Below are 18370 nucleotides of genomic sequence, written 5' to 3'. Positions count from 1 at the left end.
AGGAGCACCCGATGTCCGTCGTCGCCACCCCCGCCACCGCAACCGCTACGTCCCGGATCCTCGACCTGGGTTCGGTGACCGCGGGCACCGTGGTCGAAGCGCGCCGGAGGGGCGAGGTCCACTACCGCGGCTGCGTCGAGGACTCGGCACCCGGGCTCGGCGTGGTGTGGGTCCGCGACACCCTGGCCGGGCACCGGGCCATCCTCCACCTCGATGACTACAGCATCTGGCGGGTCACCGCCTGACGGCCGTGGACGACATCAGCGCAGGACCCGGTAGCTCGCGTGGACGACGCCCGAGGCATCGTGGCTCCGCCCACCGCGATGTCGCCGGTGCCGACGCAGCCCGGCCTGCGTCCCGGTCTTCGGGCGCGGAGCGGTGCCCGAAGACTACGCCGGATGGGGTCGGAGGACCGGTCCCGGCCATGTTCCCCTCCTAGACTGGGACCATGACTGCAACCCTCGTGGCGAAGGACCTGTCCGGGGGCCACGCCCACCGCACCCTCTTCTCGAAGCTCGACCTCACCGTCGCGCCCGGGGACGTGGTGGGCGTGGTGGGGGCCAATGGCGCCGGGAAGACGACCCTCCTGCGGCTGCTCGCCGGCGCCGACACCCCGATCGCCGGAACGGTCCGCACCACGCCTCCCGATGCCTTCGTCGGCTGGCTCCCGCAGGAGCACGAGCGGCTCGACGGCGAGACCGTGGCCGGGTACATCGGCCGCCGTACGGGGACGACGGCGGCGACCCTCGCCATGGAGGATGCCGCGGCCGCCCTCGGGAGCGGGGCCAGGGGAGCGGACGACGCCTATGCGGCCGCCCTCGACCACTGGATGTCCTCCGGCGCCGTGGACCTCGAGGACCGCATGCCGTCCGTGCTGGCCGATGTCGCCGGAGCGATCGACCCTGCCACCCCCACGACGGCGCTCTCCGGCGGACAACTGGCCCGCGTGGCCCTCGCGGCCCTGCTCCTGAGCCGCTTCGACATCGTGCTGCTCGACGAGCCCACCAACGACCTCGACCTCGCGGGCCTCGAGCGCCTCGAGTCCTTCATCCAGAACCTGCGCGGCGGCGTGGTCCTCGTGTCCCACGACCGCGAGTTCCTCGCCCGCTGCGTGACCACCGTCGTCGAACTGGACCTGGCGCAGAACAGGGTGGCCGTGTACGACGGCGGGTACGACGCCTTCCTCGAGGAACGCGCCGTCGCTCGGCGCCATGCCCGCGAGGCCTACGAGGAGTACGCGGACAAGAAACAGGACCTCGTGGGACGTGCGCGGACGCAGCGGGAATGGAGCTCGCAGGGAGTCCGCAACGCGATGAAGAAGAGCCCGGACAATGACAAGATCCGCCGGAAGGCGAGCGTCGAGTCCTCCGAGAAGCAGGCGCAGAAGGTCCGGCAGATGGAGTCGCGGATCGCCCGGATGGAGGAGGTCGAGGAGCCGCGCAAGGAGTGGCAGCTGCAGTTCACCATCGGGTCCGCAGCGCGCTCCAGCTCGGTCGTGGCAACCCTGAACAACGCCTCGGCGACGCTGGGGTCCTTCACGCTCGGCCCGGTGTCACTCCAGGTGAACGCCGGCGAGCGCATCGGGATCACCGGGCCGAACGGCGCCGGGAAGTCCACCCTCCTGCGCCTCCTCCTCGGCCACCAGGAGCCGGACGACGGCGGCTCGGCCCTCGGCTCGAGCGTCGCCATCGGGGAGATCGACCAGGCCCGCGGGCAGCTCGACGAGACCCTGCCGCTCGGCGAGGCCTTCGAAGCGCTCGTCCCGGAGATGACGCAGGGCGAGGTGCGGACGCTGCTCGCGAAGTTCGGCCTGAAGGCGGACCAGGTGCGCGCCGCCGTCGGATCCCTCTCCCCGGGGGAACGGACCCGTGCCGGGCTGGCGCTCCTGCAGGCCCGCGGCGTGAACCTCCTCGTCCTCGACGAACCGACCAACCATCTCGACCTCCCCGCGATCGAACAGCTGGAGGACGCCCTCGAGTCCTACACCGGCGCCCTCCTGCTCGTCACGCACGATCGGCGCCTGCTCGAGAACGTCCGGCTCGACGGCCGCTGGCAGGTCGACGCGGGCAGGGTCACGGTCGGCTGAGACGGCGCCTTCGCCGCGCACGACACGATCGTGACACCATGGGGACCGGGGCAGGGACGACCGGCCCCCCGGACGAGGGCGCCGTACCCGGAGTGCGACAAGACGGCGCGTGGGAGTTCATCATGGCCTGGCTCGTCCTCATCATCTCCGGAATCCTCGAAGCCGTCTGGGCAACAGCCCTCGGCAGGTCGGAGGGCTTCAGCAGACTCGTGCCGAGCCTCGTCTTCGCCGTCGCGATCGTCGCGAGCATGGCGGGCCTGGCCTACGCGATGCGCTCGCTGCCCATCGGTACCGCCTACGCGGTCTGGGTGGGGATCGGGGCGTCGCTGACCGTCGTCTATGCCATGGCCACGGGCGCCGAGCCCGCGTCCCTCCTGAAGATCGTGTTCGTCCTGATGATCGTGGGCGGCGTCGTCGGGCTGAAGCTGTCCCACTGACACCGTCCGCCCGACGCGTGGCGCGACCGCGGGGCGGCTAGACGCCGATCAGTCCCTGCACCGAGGCCGCGAGGAGCTCCAGCGTCCGCGCATCCGCCGGAGAGAAGCCACGCGGTGTGTCCGACACCACGCACAGCGACCCGATCCGCCAGCCCCCCGGGCCGAGCACCGGGTATCCGGCATAGAAGCGGATGCGTGGTCCTCCGGTCACGAGGGGGTTCGACGAGACCCGCGGATCCAGGGCGGCATCGGTGACGACGAAGGGCTGGGCATCCCCGACCGTGCGGTGGCAGAAGGACGTCTCCCGCGGGCCGTCCGTCCCGATGGTCCCGGAGATCGAGGTGATGACCTGCCGGTCCCGGGTGATCAGGGCCAGCGAGGACGAGCAGCCGGGGAAGCGGCGCGCCGCCTCCGCCGTGATGGCGTCCACCTGGTCCTCGCCGACGCAGCGGAGGAGACCGGTCCGCTCGAGCGATTCGAGGCGCAGGAGTTCGGCGCGGCGCGCGCTGACCAGGGGTGCGATCAGGTCCGCGGGCGAGATGCCGCAGGTGCTCCAGGAGGCGAAGGGCTCCTCCCGGTCAGCCCATGCCGGCTGCCTCCCCGACGGCGCCCGGGTCCCGGTACCGGGCGTCTCCTCGGCGAGGACGTTGACGGCGCGGGCGATGAGGTCGCGGTCCTCGGGCCGGGCGGTCAGCAGGCCGTTGAGGTACCCGTCCACCACGACGCCGTCGGCGGACCCACCGAGACCGACGTACACGACCCACGCCTCGAAGGGGTCCGCGCCGACGTCCGCCAGCACCTGCCGGGTCAACCACTGCTGCGTGACTGCTTTCACGTTCGGTCCCGTTCTCGTCGGCGTCCCGGTGGACGCGCGGTCGGCCGGAGTGACACACGCCACGGCCCCGGTGAGCATGATTCGACGCGGCAGGGCCGGCGGATGTGTCCCCCTCCGGAGTCTTGCGGGGGTTTCGACGGGCTGCCTTGAGGTACTGCCGCGAGCTTGCGCCAAAACTGAGCGTCAGCGACCGCTTCAGTTGACGTGCGGTTGCGAGGATCGGTCGAGGCTCAGCTGGGGGCCGCGACGAGGAGCTGACCACGATGCAGAATGACGACACCCTGACGGCCATGGAGTTCGCCGGGCTCTCGACCTACGAGACCTGGATGCACTACTGCAACATGGGCGGCTGGACCGACTACTTCGAGTTCGACGCCTACCTGTACGGCGTGTACACCCTCGACGACGACGACGCGGATCTCGTGTCGCAGGCCGTCAACGAACTCATCGACGACGCCTGCCCCGCCGACGAGGCGGCCCTCTGCCGCGCCCCCTACTCCTGGACAGCCGTCACGGACCGCACGGTTGCCGACGTCGTCCTCCATGATGCGATGCTCGACGACGGCCTGTTCGAGGACACCCTGCCGGGCTGCATCCTGCCCGGCGTCGGACCGGGCACGGAGGGCGAGGACGCAGGCCGACTCGACGAAGGGCCCTTCCGCGTCCCCGTGGACGACCTCGTGGGTCCGCACTCGCCCGACACCTTCGGCTCGCTCTTCCTGACGGGCCTCGACGTCCGCCCCCTCAGGGGCCGCCCGGGCGTCCCCCTGCCGCCCGGCGCGCCCCTCGAGCTGCTCGGCGAGATCCTCGACAGCGGCGTGATCGGCCGGATCATCTCGCGCGAGCGACGCTAGCCCTACCGTCCCGGTTCGCGCTCCAGCGCGGCGTCGTGCTCGGCGTGCGCCTTCCGGATCATCTCCATGAACTCGGTCTCGTTCCGGATGAGCCGCTTGAACTTCTCGGGCAAGGTCCTGAGGTCCCGCTCCTCGGCGCACAGCCGCGCGTAGATCTTCTCGCGCTCGCTGATATCCGTCTCGTAGGTGAGGTCCAGGTACTCGGCAGCGTGCCGTTTGGCTCCGGAGATCGCGTTCTTCGCCCGGCCCTTGGGGCTCAGCACCGAGGCCAGCACGGTCACGACGAGGACCCCGAGGATCACGCTCAGCGACAGGCCCGTGCTGATCTCCACGACCTCCACGTGCTCGCCGTTGTTGATGAAGGGGAGGTTGTTCTCGTGCAGCGCGTGCAGGATGAGCTTCACGCCGATGAAGCCGAGGATGACGGCCAGTCCGTAGGAGAGGTAGATGAGGCGGTCGAGCAGCCCGTCGATGAGGAAGAACAGCTGCCGCAGCCCCATGAGGGAGAAGGCCGTGGCCGTGAACACGATGAACGTGTTCTGGGTGAGGCCGAAGATCGCTGGGATGGAGTCGAGGGCGAACAGGATGTCGGTCGCGCCGATGGCCACCATCACGAGGAGCATCGGCGTGAGGACGCGCTTGCCGTTCTCCATGGTGAACAGCTTGTCGCCGTCGTAGTGCTCCGACGCCGGGAGGAAGCGCTTGGCGAGCCGGATCACCAGGCTGTCGCCGTCGTCGTCGTGCCCGGCCGGCTTCAGCAGGTTGCCGGCGGTGATGAGCAGGATCAGCCCGAAGATGTAGAACACCCAGGCGAAGCTGTTGATGAGGGCGGCGCCGAGGAAGATGAACCCGGTCCGGGCGATCAGCGAGAAGACGATGCCGAAGAGCAGCACCTTCTGCTGGTCCGCCCGTGGCACCTTGAAGCTGGACATGATGATGAGGAAGACGAACAGATTGTCCACGGAGAGCGCCTTCTCCGTGACGTAGCCGGCGAAGTACTCGGTGCCCATGGTCGGTCCGCCGAACAGGAGGACGCCGATGCCGAAGACCAGAGCGATCCCCACATAGATGGAGGACCAGATGGCGGACTCGCGGAGGGTCGGCGTGTGCGCCTTACGGACGTGGAAGAAGAAGTCGAAGAGCAGCAGTCCCACGATGCCGATCACCGTGGCGGTCCAGACGTAGAACGGTACTTCCATGATGCAGGCTCCTCAGAAGATGCCGGCGGCGAGCCGGTACGGTCCGCCCCCGGTCGTGATCGTAACGGTACTGGCCTCCCCCTAGACTGGCGCAGTCCGTACCTTTATGACGAGGGGATGCCATGAGCCCGATGATGCGCGCCGCGGTACTGCGTACCGCCGAACTGCCTGCCCCGTATGCACGGAGCAAGCCCCTCGCACTGGACCTGGTTCCCGTGCCCGCACCCCGTGCGGGTGAGGTCCGCGTGCGGATCGCCCGGGCCAGCCTCTGCCACTCGGACCTCTCGGTGATCAACGGGTCCAGGGTCCGCCCCCTGCCGATGGCCCTCGGTCACGAGGCGACCGGCATCGTGGAGAGCGTGGGCGACGGCGTCGACGACGTCCGGCCCGGGGACCACGTGGTCCTCGTCTTCGTACCCGCCTGCGGCTCCTGCCGCGCCTGTTCCGCCGGGCGGCCGGCGCTCTGCTACCGCGGCGCCGAGGCCAACGGCAGTGGTGACCTGCTGCACGGTCCGGCCGTCCTGGCCACCGCCGACGGAGAGCGCATCAACCACCACCTCGGCGTCTCCGCCTTCGCCGACTACGCCGTCGTGGCCCGGGAATCGCTGGTGGTGATCGACGACGACGTGCCGTTCGACATCGCCGCGATGTTCGGCTGCGCGGCGCTCACGGGCATCGGCGCCGTCCTCAACACGGCGGAGGTGGCAGCGGGACAGTCCGTGGTCGTCTTCGGCCTGGGCGCCGTGGGCCTGATGGCGGTCATGGCCGCCGCGCAGATCGCGGGCACCACCGTGATCGCGATCGATCCCCTGCCGTCCAAGCAGGAGCTCGGTCTCCGGTGCGGCGCGCACCACACTGGTGGTCCGGAGGACGCCGCGGACCTCGTGCGGCAGGCGACGGACGGCGGGGCCGACGTCGTCATCGAGGCCGTGGGCAGCGCCCGCGTGCTGGAGTCGGGGCTCCAGCTGCTCGCCCGCGGCGGTGCGCTCGTCTCCGTCGGACTGCCCCACCCCGATCAGGCGATCTCGACCCAGGCCCTTCAGTTCGCCGGTATGGGCCGGCGGCTGCTCGGCTCCTACATGGGGGACGCCGTGCCCGAGCGGGACATCCCCGCCTACCTCGACCTCTGGCGGAGCGGGAAGCTCCCCGTCGAACTCCTGCACACCGACACCCGGCCCCTGGCCGACCTCAACGAGAGCCTCGACGCCCTCGCCGAGGGCCGGGTGGTGCGGCGGATCTTCACCGTCGACTGAGGCTTTGTTGTCATTGGCACCAACTCCTGAAGCGTGCTTACCATGAGGGCAGCACGTCTATCCAAAGGAGAACGACAATGCAGCAACGCACACTCGGCGGTACCAGCGTCAGCGCAGTCGGCCTGGGCGGCATGCCCATGTCCATCGAGGGTCGTCCCGACGAGGACCGTTCCATCCGCACCATCCACGCCGCCCTCGAGGCCGGCGTGACCCTGATCGACACCGCGGATGCCTACCACCGCGACGCGGACGAGGTGGGCCACAACGAGTCCCTCATCGCGAAGGCGCTCTCGAGCTTCGGGTCGGGCGCAACGGACGTGCTGGTCGCGACTAAGGGCGGGCACCTGCGGCCCGGTGATGGCTCGTGGACGCAGAACGGCCATCCGGACTACCTCAAGGAGGCCGCGAAGGCGTCCCTGGCGAGGCTCGGCGGCGACGCGATCGACCTCTACCAGTTCCACCGCCCGGACACCGAGGTGCCCTACGAGGATTCCATCGGTGCCCTGAAGGACCTGCTGGACGACGGCGTGATCCGCATGGCCGGCATCTCCAATGCCACGGTGGACCAGATCCGGAAGGCGAACCAGATCCTCGACGGCTGCCTCGTCTCCGTGCAGAACCAGTTCTCCCCCGCCTTCCGCTCCAGCGAGGACGAGCTGCGCTACTGCGGCGAGAACGGGATCGCCTTCCTCCCGTGGAGCCCCCTCGGTGGCATCCAGAAGGCCGGTGGGCTCGGTGAGACCTTCGCGCCGTTCCAGGAGGCCGCGGACAAGCACGGGGTAAGCCCCCAGCAGGTCTGCCTGGCCTGGGAGCTGGCCCTCTCGCCGACCGTCATCCCCATCCCGGGCGCCTCGCGGCCGGAAAGCATCATCGACTCGGCGAAGGCCGCCGAGCTCCAGCTCTCCGACGAGGAGATCCAGGCGCTCTCCGCGGCCCTCTGACCAGCCGACACGCGGCACCCGGGAACGCCCTCCCCTCCCTCGGAGGGAAGGGCGTTCCCGTACTGGCCGTCCGCGCTCTGCACCGGTCGGCAGTCCGCGTGTCCTGCCGGCGTTGCTAGGGTGGCAGCATGTCCCCCCACCCCGTCGCCCTCATCACCGGCGCCTCCCGCGGCATCGGCCGCGCCATCGCCGACGAGCTCGGCTCCACGCACCACCTCCTGCTCGGCGGCCGCGACCTCTCCGCGCTCGCCGAGCTCTCGTCGTCGTTCCCGTCCGCCGAACCGTTCGCGGCAGAGCTGCGCGACGCCGGTCAGGTGGCCGCCGCCGTGGCGGGCATCCCCCGGCTGGACGTCCTCGTGCACTCCGCGGGCGTGCTCAGGATGGGTTCCGTCGCCGACCTGTCCGACGACGCCTGGCGCGAGAGCTTCGAGGTGAACGTGTTCGCGGTGGCATCGCTGACGCGCGCGCTCCTGCCGGCGCTGCGCAGCGCGCGCGGCCAGGTGATCGCGATCAACAGCGGGTCGGGCTATTCCTCCGGCGCAGGTTCCTCGGTGTACAGCGGCACGAAGTTCGCGCTGCGTGCCCTCACCGACGCGCTGCGCGACGAGGAGCGGGCGCACGGCGTGCGGGTGAGTTCCATCCATCCCGGCCGCGTCGCCACGGACATGCAGGAGGAGCTGCATGCCTGGGAGGGCAAGGACTACCGTCCCGAGGCCTGGATCCAGCCCGGCCAGGTCGCGAAAGCGGTGCGGCTCGCCGTCGACGCCACACCCGAATCGACCATCGAGACGCTGAGCATCCGCCCGTCGGGCGTCACGCTCGAGGGCGGCTGACGCCTCCCCCCGCCGGCTACCCGCGTCCGGTCGCCGTCCTTCCTCCTCCTGCGGGCGCGGGACAACATCGGGGAATCCGGGCGTGGGCGGTGCCGTGATCGCATGCAGGTTCGCGTCCGGTCGATGACCGTCCTCGTCCTCCACGCCCTGGGCGGCTGCCCTTTCCACGGCCACCCGGGCAGGAGGAGGCATCAGATCGACGGCGACCGAGGGTGAGGTCAGGCGGCGGGCACGACGCGCGGCCTGCCGAACTGCGTCTGCACGCCGGGCGAGAAGAGCACCGAATCCGGCGGACCCTGGACGCGGATCCCCGCGGCTCCCAGCAATCCGTCGTCGAGCTCCGTGAGCGTCGCGGGGTGGAGCGGCCAGGGCGTGTGCGTGTTGGGGATGTACAGCGTGCGGCCGGCCAGGGTGCTGTGCAGGCCGAAGCGCGCCGTCAGCTCGAGGGACAGGCGGTCCACCGCCGTCCGTGCCACGTCCGGCCGGACGGCGAAGCGGGACTCGGCCTGCCGTCGGAAGCGGGCGACGTCGTACCCGTACTCCCGCCCGTCGCCGCTCCCGCGCCGGACGGGCGAGCATCTCGACCAGACGTACGGGATGCCGCCGGCCCGGGCGGCGAGGACCACGGCCAGCCGCGACGCGTCGAGGGTCACGAACACCACCCCGCGCGTGCCGTCCGGGCCGCGCGAGTAGAGCCGGACGTTGACCTCGGTGAACGAACCGACGTACGGGACCGGCAGGCCCCGGCCCAGCCCCGCACCGATCATCCGGAAACCGATGAGTCCCACCCACGAGGAGCCGTCCACCTCGTCCGGCACCACGCCGGGCGGCATGTACCGCGCCACCTCGGCCGCGGCGACGCGCCAGTGCAGGAATACGGCGTCCGCCCAGAACTGGTCCATGATGACCGGCCGGGGCAGCGCGGGCGCGAGCTGCCAGTCGTCCTGCGGCCCGCCACCGCGCTGTGCCGCTCCGCCTGATCGCGCGGCGTCGTCCTTTGATCCACCGGTCATGAGATCTGCTCCCCGCAGTCGTCGGGCTCTTCCGCGAAGCGGTACCACTCGGGCATCGCCGCGGTGAATTCGGCACGGACCGCGGCGTCCTCGACGACGGTCCAGTCCACCGCGGAGCCCACCTCGGGCTCCACCTTGTTCCATTCGAACCAGTTCACCATCTTCAGGTGCGGGAACCGCTCCTGCACCGCCGGGTCGAAGACCTGCTCCCACCAGGCGCGCTTGATGTTGAGGGTCCGCAGGTCGCCGATCCCGTCCGTGACGGGGGCCGCGGTCTCGGGGATGGCGACGGGCTTGCCGTGCCGCACCCCGTAGTCGGCGTAGAAGTCGGGGAGCATCGAATCGTCCCCGTTCTTCCCGTCGTAGGCGCCGGTGAGCTGCTCCACGAACTTGCCCTCCTCGGGCATCTCGCTCTCGCCCCAGGGGTAGGTGCTCCCCCAGTGGTACAGGGACATGCCCACCCAGTCGACGGCGTCGTCGCCTGGATAGTAGGGCGCGTAGGGGTCGTCGTCACTCGTGATCACGCCGTCGCCCGTGGTGTCGAGAGCGGCGAAGCCGGCCGTGCCGGGACGCGCCTCGTGGGCGCCGCCCGCGAACGGGTAGCCGCCGGCATAGTTCGGAGCCCACATCATCGCCGAGCCCGGAGCCCGGCCGTGGACGGCGTCCGACACCCGGCGGAACGCGTCGATGTACTCGGCGGGCTGCTGCCCCCACGGGTACCACGAGCCGTTCATCTCGTGGGCGAAACGCACGATCACCGGCACACCGCTGGTGTTGAAGCCCGCCAGCATCGCGGCGAGCTCGTCGGCACGCTCCGCCGTCACGGCCGCGAGACCCTGCTGCGGCTCGAGGGTCAGCAGGAGTGTGCCGCCCTCCTGACGCAGCTGTTCTGCCGCCGCGGCGATGAGGGCCCGATCCTCGGCGGCGAAGGGGAAGTCGGCGAAGGACACGGCGACGGCGGGCCGGCTCCCCAGCTTCCCGGCGTACTCGGCGAGTGTCTCCTTGCCCCACTCGAGGTTCACGCCCATGAGGGTGCCCACCTCCGGTGCGAGGTCACGTCCCTCGATGGGCGGGCACGGCCTGGCCGTGGGGTTGATGTTGCAGGCGCAGAGGGACAGGAGGAGCAGTGCGGTGAGCACGCGCGCGAGGGTTGAGACCACCCGGCCAATCTACAACGGAGCACCTGCGCCCCCGTCCCGGCGCCCCTGCGACGGCAGGATCGCCGGGCGGCGGAAGCAGTGGCTTCAGAAGGCATAACGGATGCGGCAGTACGGCAGCGCTTCGGCGGCGAGGCCGAGGAAGGCATCCAGGTAGCCACGCTTCTCGTAGGCGATGTAGCGCACGTTCGCGAAGCCGTTCTGGGACTGCTTGGTCTCCTGCAGGTCCGGGCGCCACAGGATCTCCTCCGCCTGGGGGTGCCAACCGAGATTGACCTCGTGCAGCTGCTGGTTGTGCGTCAGGAAGATGACCTCGGCCGCGAGCTGCTGCTTCGCGGCGGGTGACAGCGCTGCGTCGAGCTGCGCGAAGAGTTCCCGCCAGTCCTCCTTCCACCCGGGCGTGATGATGACCGGTGAGAAGTTGACGTGGACCTCGTACCCCGCCTCCACGAAGTCGTTGATGGCCGCGATGCGCTCGGTCACGGGTGTGGTGCGCACGTCGACCATCCGGGCGAGCTTCTCCGGCATGAGGGAGAACCGGATCCTGGTGCGTCCCTGCGGATCCCACCCGAGCAGATCGCGGTTCACGTACTTGGTGGCGAAGGAGAGCTTGGCGGTGGGCAGCTCCCGGTAGAGCGACACGAGGTCCTGCACGTTGTCGCTGACGAGGGCATCGACGGAGCAGTCGCTGTTCTCCCCGATGTCGTAGACCCAGGCCCGGTCGTCGCACTGGTTCGGTTCCAGCTTCATCCCCTGGCGCGCCACATGCCGCTCGAGGTAGCCGCTGATCTGGTCGATGTTCGCGAAGACCGTGATGGGATTGCTGTACCCCTTGTGCCGGGGGACATAGCAATAGGCGCAGGCCATGGCACAGCCGTTGGCCGTGGAGGGCGCGATGAAATCCGCGGACCTGCCGTTGGGCTTCGCCGTGAGCGACTTCTTCACCCCGATGATCAGGGCCTCGGTCTTGATGCGGACCCAGCGGCGTACGTTCGCCTCGTCGCCGCTGAGCTCCGGGATGCGCCAGTGACTGGCGACCTCGACGACGTCGGCCTCCGGCCAGCGTGCGAGGATCTCCTGGCCTCGCGGCAGCGCTGCTGCTGCAGGTTCGACATAGATGCGACTGATCTGGAGGAGCTTCTCGGCCTGGAGCATGGATCCCTTCGCGCGGCGTCGACTGCCTCCACGGTAGATTCCGCCACCGACACTTCCATGGCGAATTCCTCTTTTCCCCGCCCTCGTTGAGAATGATCTTCATTTACGTCTAACCTAGGGGTATGTCGCTACATCGTCGAACCCTCCCCCTGTCCACCGCCGTCCTCGCAGCCCTGGTGCTCACCTCGTGTTCCACGCCGGCCTCGACGGGCTCCGGGGCCGATGCCCCGGCGAGTCCCGCCACGACCGCCGACAGCCCCTCGGAAGCCGGCACACCTGGCGCCGATGCCACGGATCGGCAGGAGGTCGACGGTCTCGCACCCCGGGCGGTCCTGACGTACGACGGCGGCATCATGGCTGTCGATACCGAGACCGGTGACGTGCTGACGAACACCGAGTCCGAGGGCTTCCTGCGCCTCAACGAGGCCGGCGACGGACGGCACGTCCTCGTCAGTGCCGGTAAGGAATTTCGGGTGTTCGACAGCGGCCTGATCGTCGAGGGGCACGGGGACCACGACCACTACTACGAGCAGGCCCCTGCGCTCACGGGCTCCACGGTGGAGGCCGCCGAGGCCGGACACGTCGTTGCGCACGAGGGGAAGACCGCGCTCTTCGCCGACGGCAGCGGAGCGATCAGCATCATGGACACCTCGGCATTCGAGGACGGCCGGATCGACCCGGACGAGGTCGAGGGCTTCTCCACCGATGACCCCCACCACGGGGTGGCCGTCCCCCTGACGTCGGGTGATCTGCTGATGACGCAGGGGACAGCGGATTCCCGCTCCACCGTGCAGGTCGTCTCTCCCGAGGGTGAGGTCCTCGCAGAGACGACGGACTGCCCGGGGGTACACGGCGAAGCCGCTGCCATGCCGACCGCGGGCGGCGACGTCGTCTCCCTGGGCTGCGAGAACGGTCCGGTGGTCTATCGGGACGGCGAGTTCCACAAGATCCCCGTCGACGAGCCCTACCAGCGCTCCGGCAACCAGTTCGGCAGCCACGAATCCCCGATCGTCCTGGCCGACTACAAGACGGACCCTGACGCGGAGCAGGAACGCCCCACCCGCGTCGGGCTGATCGACACCCACGCCTCCGTCATGACCACCGTCGACCTCGGATCGGCGTACTGGTTCCGTTCACTCGCCCGGGGCGCCGACGGTGAGGCCCTCGTCCTGACCTATGACGGGGAACTGAACATCCTCGACGAGGAGAGCGGCGCCGTCCTCCACGAAGTGAAGGTCGTCGCACCCTGGGAGGAGCCCGAGGAATGGCAGTCCCCCGCCCCGACCGTCAAGGTCGGAGCCGACGGTTTTGCCTACGTCACGGAGCCGTCCGCCAAGAAGCTGCATGTCATCGACGTCGCCGAGGGAACCCTGCTGGACAGCTTCGACCTTCCCGAGACCCCGGTGGAGCTCGCCGTCGTGACCGGAGAGGGAAGCCACGGACACGACCACGCCGACGGCGAAGGCTGAGGCCACCGGCACCGAACAGTCGCGACGGCCCATCGGGTCGTCGCGGCTGCCCGTCATCGATCAGGCCCCGACCCTCCCCGAACCCCCTCAAGGAACCCAGTGAACGTCCTGTCGCGTCCAATCCTCGTTCTGCCGGTCATGGCAGCCCTCGCCCTGTCCGCCTGCGCCCCGCCGGCCGACCCCGCCGATCCCGCCGATCCCGCCGATCCCGCCGGCGCGACCAGTACGTCGATGACGGTGCTCACCTCGTTCTACCCCCTCCAGTTCGTCGTCGAGCGCGTGGGCGGGGACACCGTCGAGATCGGCACCATCACCCCGCCCGGCGCAGAGCCCCACAACCTCGAACTCTCACCGGCGAAGGTCGCCGAGCTGGCCGACGCCTCCGCGGTGGTCTACGCCTCCGGCTTCCAGGCCGCTGTGGACGAAGCGGTCGAGCAGACCGCACCGGAGCATGCCATCGACGTGGCGGATGCCGCTCAGCTCTCGACCGCCGGCGGCGGCATCGCCGAGGACGACGGCGCGGGGGACCCCCATTTCTGGCTCGACCCGGAACGCCTCGGCGACGTCACGGACGTGGTCGCCGAACGTCTCGGCGAACTGGACCCGCAGAACGCCGCCGAGTATGCGGCGAACGCCGACCAGCTCAACCAGGAGCTGTCCACCCTCGACGAGGACTTCACCACGGGTCTCGCCACGTGCGAGCGCCGCACAATCGTCGTCTCCCATGAGGCGTACGGCTACCTGACGGACCGCTACGGTCTCGAGCAGACCGGGGTCTCGGGCATCGACCCCGAAGCCGAACCGGCGCCGGCCCGGATCGCGAAGATCCGCCGCGTCATCGAGGGCCAGGACGTCACGACTATCTTCACGGAATCGCTCGTCAACCCGAAGGTCGCCGAGACGCTGGCCGCGGACCTCGGCGTGACGACGGCGCTGCTCGATCCGATCGAATCGCACGCGGACACCAGCGGCGACTACCTCGACGTGATGCGCGGCAACCTCAGCGCCCTGCGGGAAGCCCTCGGCTGTGCGTGACCGTGCCGGCCGGCATCCTGCGGTGCAGATCGACGGACTCCACGTGCAGCTCGGCGCGCACTCCGTCCTCGAGGGCATCGACCTGGAGGTCGCGGACGGCCAGACCCTCGCCCTGCTCGGGGCGAACGGCTCGGGGAAGACGACCCTGGTCAGGGCCCTTCTGGGACTGGTGCCGGCCACCCGCGGGCGGATCGCCGTGTACGGCGCGGACCTCGCGATGCGCCGCACCGTGCCCTGGTCACGCGTGGGGTACGTCCCGCAGCGCGTGAACGCCCAGCCGGGCATGAGCGTCACCGCCGAGGAAGTCGTCGCCGCCGGCCTGCTGGACCATCGGCGCCTGACTCCCGGGCCGCACGCTCGCGAGCGCGCGCAGGACGCCCTCGGGCAGGTCGGTCTGCGCGAACGCGCCCGCGACAACGTGCACCTCTTCTCCGGCGGACAGCAGCAGCGCGCGCTGATCGCCCGCGCCCTGATCCGCCGGCCGGACCTGCTGATCATCGACGAGCCGCTGTCCGGCATCGACCAGGACTCGCAGGCGGCACTCGCGGTCACACTGCGCGGTCTCCAGGCGCGGGGAACCACCATCCTGGTCGTGCTGCACGATCCCGGCGCCCTCGCCCCGCTGATCCACCGCACCGTCGTCCTCGACCACGGCCGGGTGAGGCACGACGACGCCGCAGGCATCGAGGGCCCTCCGTCGAGGGCCCGGAGCACACTGCCCTCCGACGCCTGGGAGGACGCGCAAGTCCGAGGGACGGGCCGCGCACCCCACCCGGACCATCACGCGCTCGACCTCACGACCGGCGGGGGAGGATCATCATGACCTTCCTCGACACCCTGCTGTCCATGCTGTCCAGTGAGCTGATGCAGCGGGCCCTGCTCATCGCCGGCCTCGTCGGTGTCAGCGCTCCGGTCATCGGCACGTACCTCGTCCAACGCCGCCTTGCACTGCTCGGCGACGGCATCGGCCATGTCGCCCTGACAGGTGTCGCGATGGGATGGCTCGCCGGCGCTGCCGCCGGCACCGCATCCGCCGACGCCCTGGCCGTGCCCGGTGCGGTCGCCGCCGCCATCATCGGGGCGCTCCTCATCGAGTTCGTCCGCGAACGCGGCCGCACCAGCGCCGATGTCGCCCTGGCGATGCTGTTCTACGGTGGTATAGCCGGCGGCGTGCTCCTCATCGGGCTCGCGGGCGGAACAGCGGCGAATCTCACCGGGTACCTCTTCGGATCCATCTCCACCGTCGACTCCCTCGACGTGTGGCTCAGCGCCGGACTGGCCGTCCTCATCCTCGGCGTCGGCCTCGGCCTGCGGCCGGCACTGTTCGCCCTCTGCTACGACGAGGAGTTCGCCCGCGCCAGCGGGCTGCCGGTGCGGGCCCTGAACATCCTGGTCGCCGTCACCGCCGCGCTGACCGTGGCGATCTCCATGCGTGTGGTCGGCGTACTGCTGGTGTCGGCACTGATGATCGTGCCGGTCGCCGTGGCGCAGCTCATCGCACCCTCCTTCCGCGCCACCATGGGACTGGCCATGGTGCTGGGCGGAACCGTCTGCGTCGTCGGCCTCTCCATCACGTATTTCCATGCGCTCTCCCCGGGAGCGACCATCACGGTGCTCGCGATCGCCCTCTACGCAGGCGTGGCGGTGATCAGCCCGCTCCTGCACCGCAGGCGTCATCTTCGACGCCCCGATCCTCAGCACCTGCAGCCCTTTTCCCGGGTCGGCGCCGCACCTGGGTATCCGGCCGATACCAGGGCGGACGGCCACGCGCGCGTGGCGTCGGCCAGCCGCGGTGCTCGGAGTGACGCACCACGGCGGAACACCTCACGCTCGGCCTGACTGCCGGTACTGTCTCCTGCGACAGCACTGCCGTCGCCTGCCGGAGTGGGCGTGTGGGCTGTCCCGTGCTGCGGTGTTCTGTGCGGCGAGGACACTGCACGTGCGGTACGGGCTACATTCGGTGGATGTCTCCCATCATGATTCCCGTGGTCGTCACGGTCCTGCTGTCGAGCGTGATCCCCGTGATCGTCGGCGGGGCCGTCCGCCGGGGTGACCGGAGCGGTCGCGGAACGGCTCGCACGGATGCAGACACGGGGGCGCTGTTCGTCGTGAGGAATCGGCGCTGGCAGGCTGCCCTGTTCCGGGTGCTCGGCATCGTCCTCCTGGTTGTCGGGGGATTCTTCACGATCGTCTCGGTCGCCAGGACCGAGGAGTTGGAGGGTCCGGGTCCCCTGGTCGGTGCGGCCGGGATCACGGTGGCCGGGGCGGTCTTCGTGGTTCTCGCCATGGGCATCCACCGGTTCAGGGTCGAGGCGTTCGACGACCACCTGACGGTCCGCCCGTGGTTCCGAGCGACGCGGGTCGTCGCCCTGACCGACATCGGTTCGGTCCGTCCGGCGCCCAACGCCCTCGGCGGGGTCGACGTCAGGGACGTGGGCGGCAGGATGCTCTTCACGGCGACCAGGATCAGCATCGGCTACACCGACCTGGTCGCTTTCCTGCAGCAGAGCACCCCCCGGCAGCAGACCACGGCTCCCGCGGTGCCAGGCGACGTCGCACCCTGGCAGGGCGCCAGCCTACGGGCTGAGTCGTACCCGCTCCCCCGCGGACGCAAGGGAACCCTGGAATCAGGCGTCCTCCTCACTGCGGGAGACGTGTCAGCGCCCATGTTCACGAGCGAACTCGCGGACCTGCTCCATCACCGTGTCGGCATCGTGGAGTCCACCACCGCTGATCCTCTCGTCTTCCTGTGCTGGCCGGACTCGGGATCGCCCACGTCGATCGTCTGGGAGTCCACGAAGGACCTGCCGGCCGAATCCCTGGCCCTCCTCAGCGATCCGATGGACGCAGGCCCCGCCGCCGTCGTCACCGGCACCGAGCTCACCGACTTCTCCGAGTGGATCGCGGCCCTTCCCCGCTGACCCGGCGGAGTGAGGCGCAGTCCACCCGGAACGGGGTCGGAACCGGTGTCCGGTTGCCCGGGGAAGGGGCCCACCGCACGGATGATGGAACGCGTCTACCCCGGTGGTTCTCCGGTCCACATCTCGAGCTGCACCTGGGCTGCGAGGAGCCGCAGGTCGCGTGCGTCGGCTGGTGTGAAGGCCCGCGGCCGATCGTCGATGACGCAGAGGGAGCCGATGCGCCACCCGTCGGCACTGGTCAGGGGGTGTCCCGCGTAGAACCGGATCCCGGGACTCCCGGCGACGAGGGGGTGGTCGCTGTAGTCGGGGTCGCTGCGAGCATCGGTGATGACCAGGGTGCGGTCCGCTTCGACGGTGCGGGAACAGAGAGCGACGTCGCGGGGCAGGTCCTGCCCGATCGGTCCCACCACGGATTTGATGACCTGCCGGTCATCGGTGATCAGTGCGATGGACGCCGAGGACGTTCCGAAACGCCGGCGGGCCTTCGCGGTGATCCTGTCGAAGCGCTCCTCCGCGCCGGAATCGAGGAGCCCGCTCCGGGACAGGGCATCGCATCGTCTGGCCTCGTGGGCCAGGAACCCGGCCCGATCCTCCGGCCGTCCCGCGTCACCCTCTGCAGGGCGCCCGGACCGTGGGCGGAATGGATGGCCGGTGCTGACCTCGTTGGAGGCGACGAGCAGCCGGTACAGGCCATCCGCGACCCAGGTCTTCCCGGTTGCGCCGTCCTGGCTGTACTGGGCGCCGGTGATGACGAGTCCCTTCTCCGCGAGCATCTCGTTGATGGCGTACGAGAGGAGATCGCGATCGGCACGGGGCAGGCCTATCAGCCCGGAAAGGTAGCCGGACACGTCGACCTCGTCGGCCTCCCCACCGAAGCCGACATACGACACCCAGGCATCGGAAGGATCGAGCCCCCCGGCCTGAAGGGCTTGGACCGCTGTCCACTGCTGCCTGCAGCTACTGATCATGAGTGACGAAGCTCCGTACTCGGCGAACGTTCTTCGCCCGGACATCGGCATCCCGGGCGGACTGATCCTCCACCTTAGGACGAGTCACCATCACAGCGGACACCGAATCGTCCGGGACAGATCCTGCGGGCCGGCTGTCCCGCTCCTGCTGCCGCTTCCCTCGTCACCGCGATACGCGGTGGAACCCGAGGAGCCGTGTCGCGGATCCATGGTG

The 18370-nt window shown here is 69.9% G+C and carries 18 protein-coding genes and 1 riboswitch; of the genes, 12 read left to right on the top strand and 6 right to left on the bottom strand.

The window, feature by feature from the left end:
• The first annotated feature begins 11 nt into the window (after positions 1 to 11).
• The 3 genes from ASF21_RS03905 to ASF21_RS03895 all read left to right on the top strand — a co-directional run bounded on the left by ASF21_RS03905 (position 12) and on the right by ASF21_RS03895 (position 2523).
• Positions 12 to 245: a hypothetical protein gene (locus ASF21_RS03905; protein ID WP_055767023.1), complete on the top strand. Its 234-nt coding sequence runs from the start codon at positions 12 to 14 to the stop codon at positions 243 to 245.
• 203 nt (positions 246 to 448) lie between these two features.
• On the top strand, positions 449 to 2086 hold the full coding sequence (locus ASF21_RS03900; protein WP_055767019.1) for an ABC-F family ATP-binding cassette domain-containing protein: 1638 nt from the start codon (positions 449 to 451) through the stop codon (positions 2084 to 2086).
• A 50-nt stretch (positions 2087 to 2136) separates the two neighbouring features.
• Positions 2137 to 2197, top strand: a riboswitch (guanidine-III (ykkC-III) riboswitch).
• An 11-nt stretch (positions 2198 to 2208) separates the two neighbouring features.
• Positions 2209 to 2523 (top strand): DMT family transporter, encoded by a 315-nt coding sequence (locus ASF21_RS03895; protein WP_055769096.1) that lies wholly within the window; start codon positions 2209 to 2211, stop codon positions 2521 to 2523.
• Positions 2524 to 2560: 37 nt separating this feature from the next.
• Here ASF21_RS03895 and ASF21_RS03890 read toward each other — a convergent pair whose 3' ends face one another.
• Positions 2561 to 3358 (bottom strand): GAF domain-containing protein, encoded by a 798-nt coding sequence (locus ASF21_RS03890; RefSeq protein ID WP_162237508.1) that lies wholly within the window; start codon positions 3356 to 3358, stop codon positions 2561 to 2563.
• A 263-nt stretch (positions 3359 to 3621) separates the two neighbouring features.
• Between ASF21_RS03890 and ASF21_RS03885 the strand changes: the two genes are divergently transcribed.
• Positions 3622 to 4212, top strand: a complete 591-nt coding sequence (locus tag ASF21_RS03885; protein ID WP_055767013.1) for a hypothetical protein — start codon at positions 3622 to 3624, stop codon at positions 4210 to 4212.
• Positions 4213 to 4214: 2 nt separating this feature from the next.
• Here the strand turns inward: ASF21_RS03885 and ASF21_RS03880 are convergent, their stop codons facing one another.
• Positions 4215 to 5411 (bottom strand): TerC family protein, encoded by a 1197-nt coding sequence (locus tag ASF21_RS03880; RefSeq protein WP_055767010.1) that lies wholly within the window; start codon positions 5409 to 5411, stop codon positions 4215 to 4217.
• 134 nt (positions 5412 to 5545) lie between these two features.
• On the opposite strand from ASF21_RS03880, the gene ASF21_RS03875 reads away from it, so the two are divergent.
• The 3 genes from ASF21_RS03875 to ASF21_RS03865 all read left to right on the top strand — a co-directional run bounded on the left by ASF21_RS03875 (position 5546) and on the right by ASF21_RS03865 (position 8438).
• Positions 5546 to 6664 carry a zinc-binding dehydrogenase gene (locus ASF21_RS03875; protein ID WP_055769093.1) on the top strand — a complete coding sequence of 373 codons (1119 nt, stop codon included), beginning with the start codon at positions 5546 to 5548 and terminating at the stop codon, positions 6662 to 6664.
• Positions 6665 to 6741: 77 nt separating this feature from the next.
• Positions 6742 to 7605 (top strand): aldo/keto reductase, encoded by an 864-nt coding sequence (locus ASF21_RS03870; protein WP_055767006.1) that lies wholly within the window; start codon positions 6742 to 6744, stop codon positions 7603 to 7605.
• Between the two features lie 128 nt (positions 7606 to 7733).
• Positions 7734 to 8438, top strand: a complete 705-nt coding sequence (locus ASF21_RS03865) for an SDR family oxidoreductase (protein WP_055767003.1) — start codon at positions 7734 to 7736, stop codon at positions 8436 to 8438.
• Between the two features lie 218 nt (positions 8439 to 8656).
• Here ASF21_RS03865 and ASF21_RS03860 read toward each other — a convergent pair whose 3' ends face one another.
• The 3 genes from ASF21_RS03860 to ASF21_RS03850 all read right to left on the bottom strand — a co-directional run bounded on the left by ASF21_RS03860 (position 8657) and on the right by ASF21_RS03850 (position 11763).
• Entirely contained in the window at positions 8657 to 9340 is a 684-nt protein-coding gene (locus tag ASF21_RS03860; protein WP_055769090.1) for a YqjF family protein, read from the bottom strand.
• A 107-nt stretch (positions 9341 to 9447) separates the two neighbouring features.
• The gene (locus ASF21_RS03855) at positions 9448 to 10611 is read right to left on the bottom strand and encodes a glycoside hydrolase family 26 protein (RefSeq protein ID WP_235498645.1); all 1164 of its coding nucleotides are present in this window, start codon (positions 10609 to 10611) and stop codon (positions 9448 to 9450) included.
• 84 nt (positions 10612 to 10695) lie between these two features.
• Positions 10696 to 11763 (bottom strand): spore photoproduct lyase family protein, encoded by a 1068-nt coding sequence (locus tag ASF21_RS03850; RefSeq protein ID WP_055767000.1) that lies wholly within the window; start codon positions 11761 to 11763, stop codon positions 10696 to 10698.
• A gap of 122 nt (positions 11764 to 11885) precedes the next feature.
• Here ASF21_RS03850 and ASF21_RS03845 point away from each other — a divergent pair, with 122 nt between their 5' ends.
• The 5 genes from ASF21_RS03845 (at position 11886) to ASF21_RS03825 (ending at position 17188) form a co-directional block, all read left to right on the top strand.
• Positions 11886 to 13232 carry a hypothetical protein gene (locus ASF21_RS03845; RefSeq protein ID WP_055766996.1) on the top strand — a complete coding sequence of 449 codons (1347 nt, stop codon included), beginning with the start codon at positions 11886 to 11888 and terminating at the stop codon, positions 13230 to 13232.
• Between the two features lie 99 nt (positions 13233 to 13331).
• Entirely contained in the window at positions 13332 to 14267 is a 936-nt protein-coding gene (locus tag ASF21_RS03840) for a metal ABC transporter substrate-binding protein (RefSeq protein ID WP_235498644.1), read from the top strand.
• Between the two features lie 22 nt (positions 14268 to 14289).
• Positions 14290 to 15090: a metal ABC transporter ATP-binding protein gene (locus tag ASF21_RS03835; RefSeq protein ID WP_235498643.1), complete on the top strand. Its 801-nt coding sequence runs from the start codon at positions 14290 to 14292 to the stop codon at positions 15088 to 15090.
• A complete protein-coding gene (locus ASF21_RS03830) occupies positions 15087 to 16106 on the top strand; it encodes a metal ABC transporter permease (RefSeq protein WP_082471207.1) in 1020 nt (339 codons plus the stop codon). The genes ASF21_RS03835 and ASF21_RS03830 overlap by 4 nt, the downstream gene beginning before the upstream one ends.
• Positions 16107 to 16231: 125 nt before the next feature.
• Complete coding sequence (locus ASF21_RS03825) at positions 16232 to 17188, top strand: hypothetical protein (protein ID WP_055766990.1); 957 nt, start codon at positions 16232 to 16234, stop codon at positions 17186 to 17188.
• A 95-nt stretch (positions 17189 to 17283) separates the two neighbouring features.
• Here the strand turns inward: ASF21_RS03825 and ASF21_RS03820 are convergent, their stop codons facing one another.
• A complete protein-coding gene (locus ASF21_RS03820) occupies positions 17284 to 18078 on the bottom strand; it encodes a GAF domain-containing protein (RefSeq protein WP_162237507.1) in 795 nt (264 codons plus the stop codon).
• Positions 18079 to 18370: the final 292 nt, after the last annotated feature.

It is taken from the genome of Arthrobacter sp. Leaf234 (assembly GCF_001422665.1).
In the GTDB taxonomy this organism is placed as follows: Bacteria; Actinomycetota; Actinomycetes; order Actinomycetales; family Micrococcaceae; genus Arthrobacter_D.
Note: the sequence above shows the minus strand (reverse complement) of the source record. Positions and strands in the feature narration are given on the sequence as shown.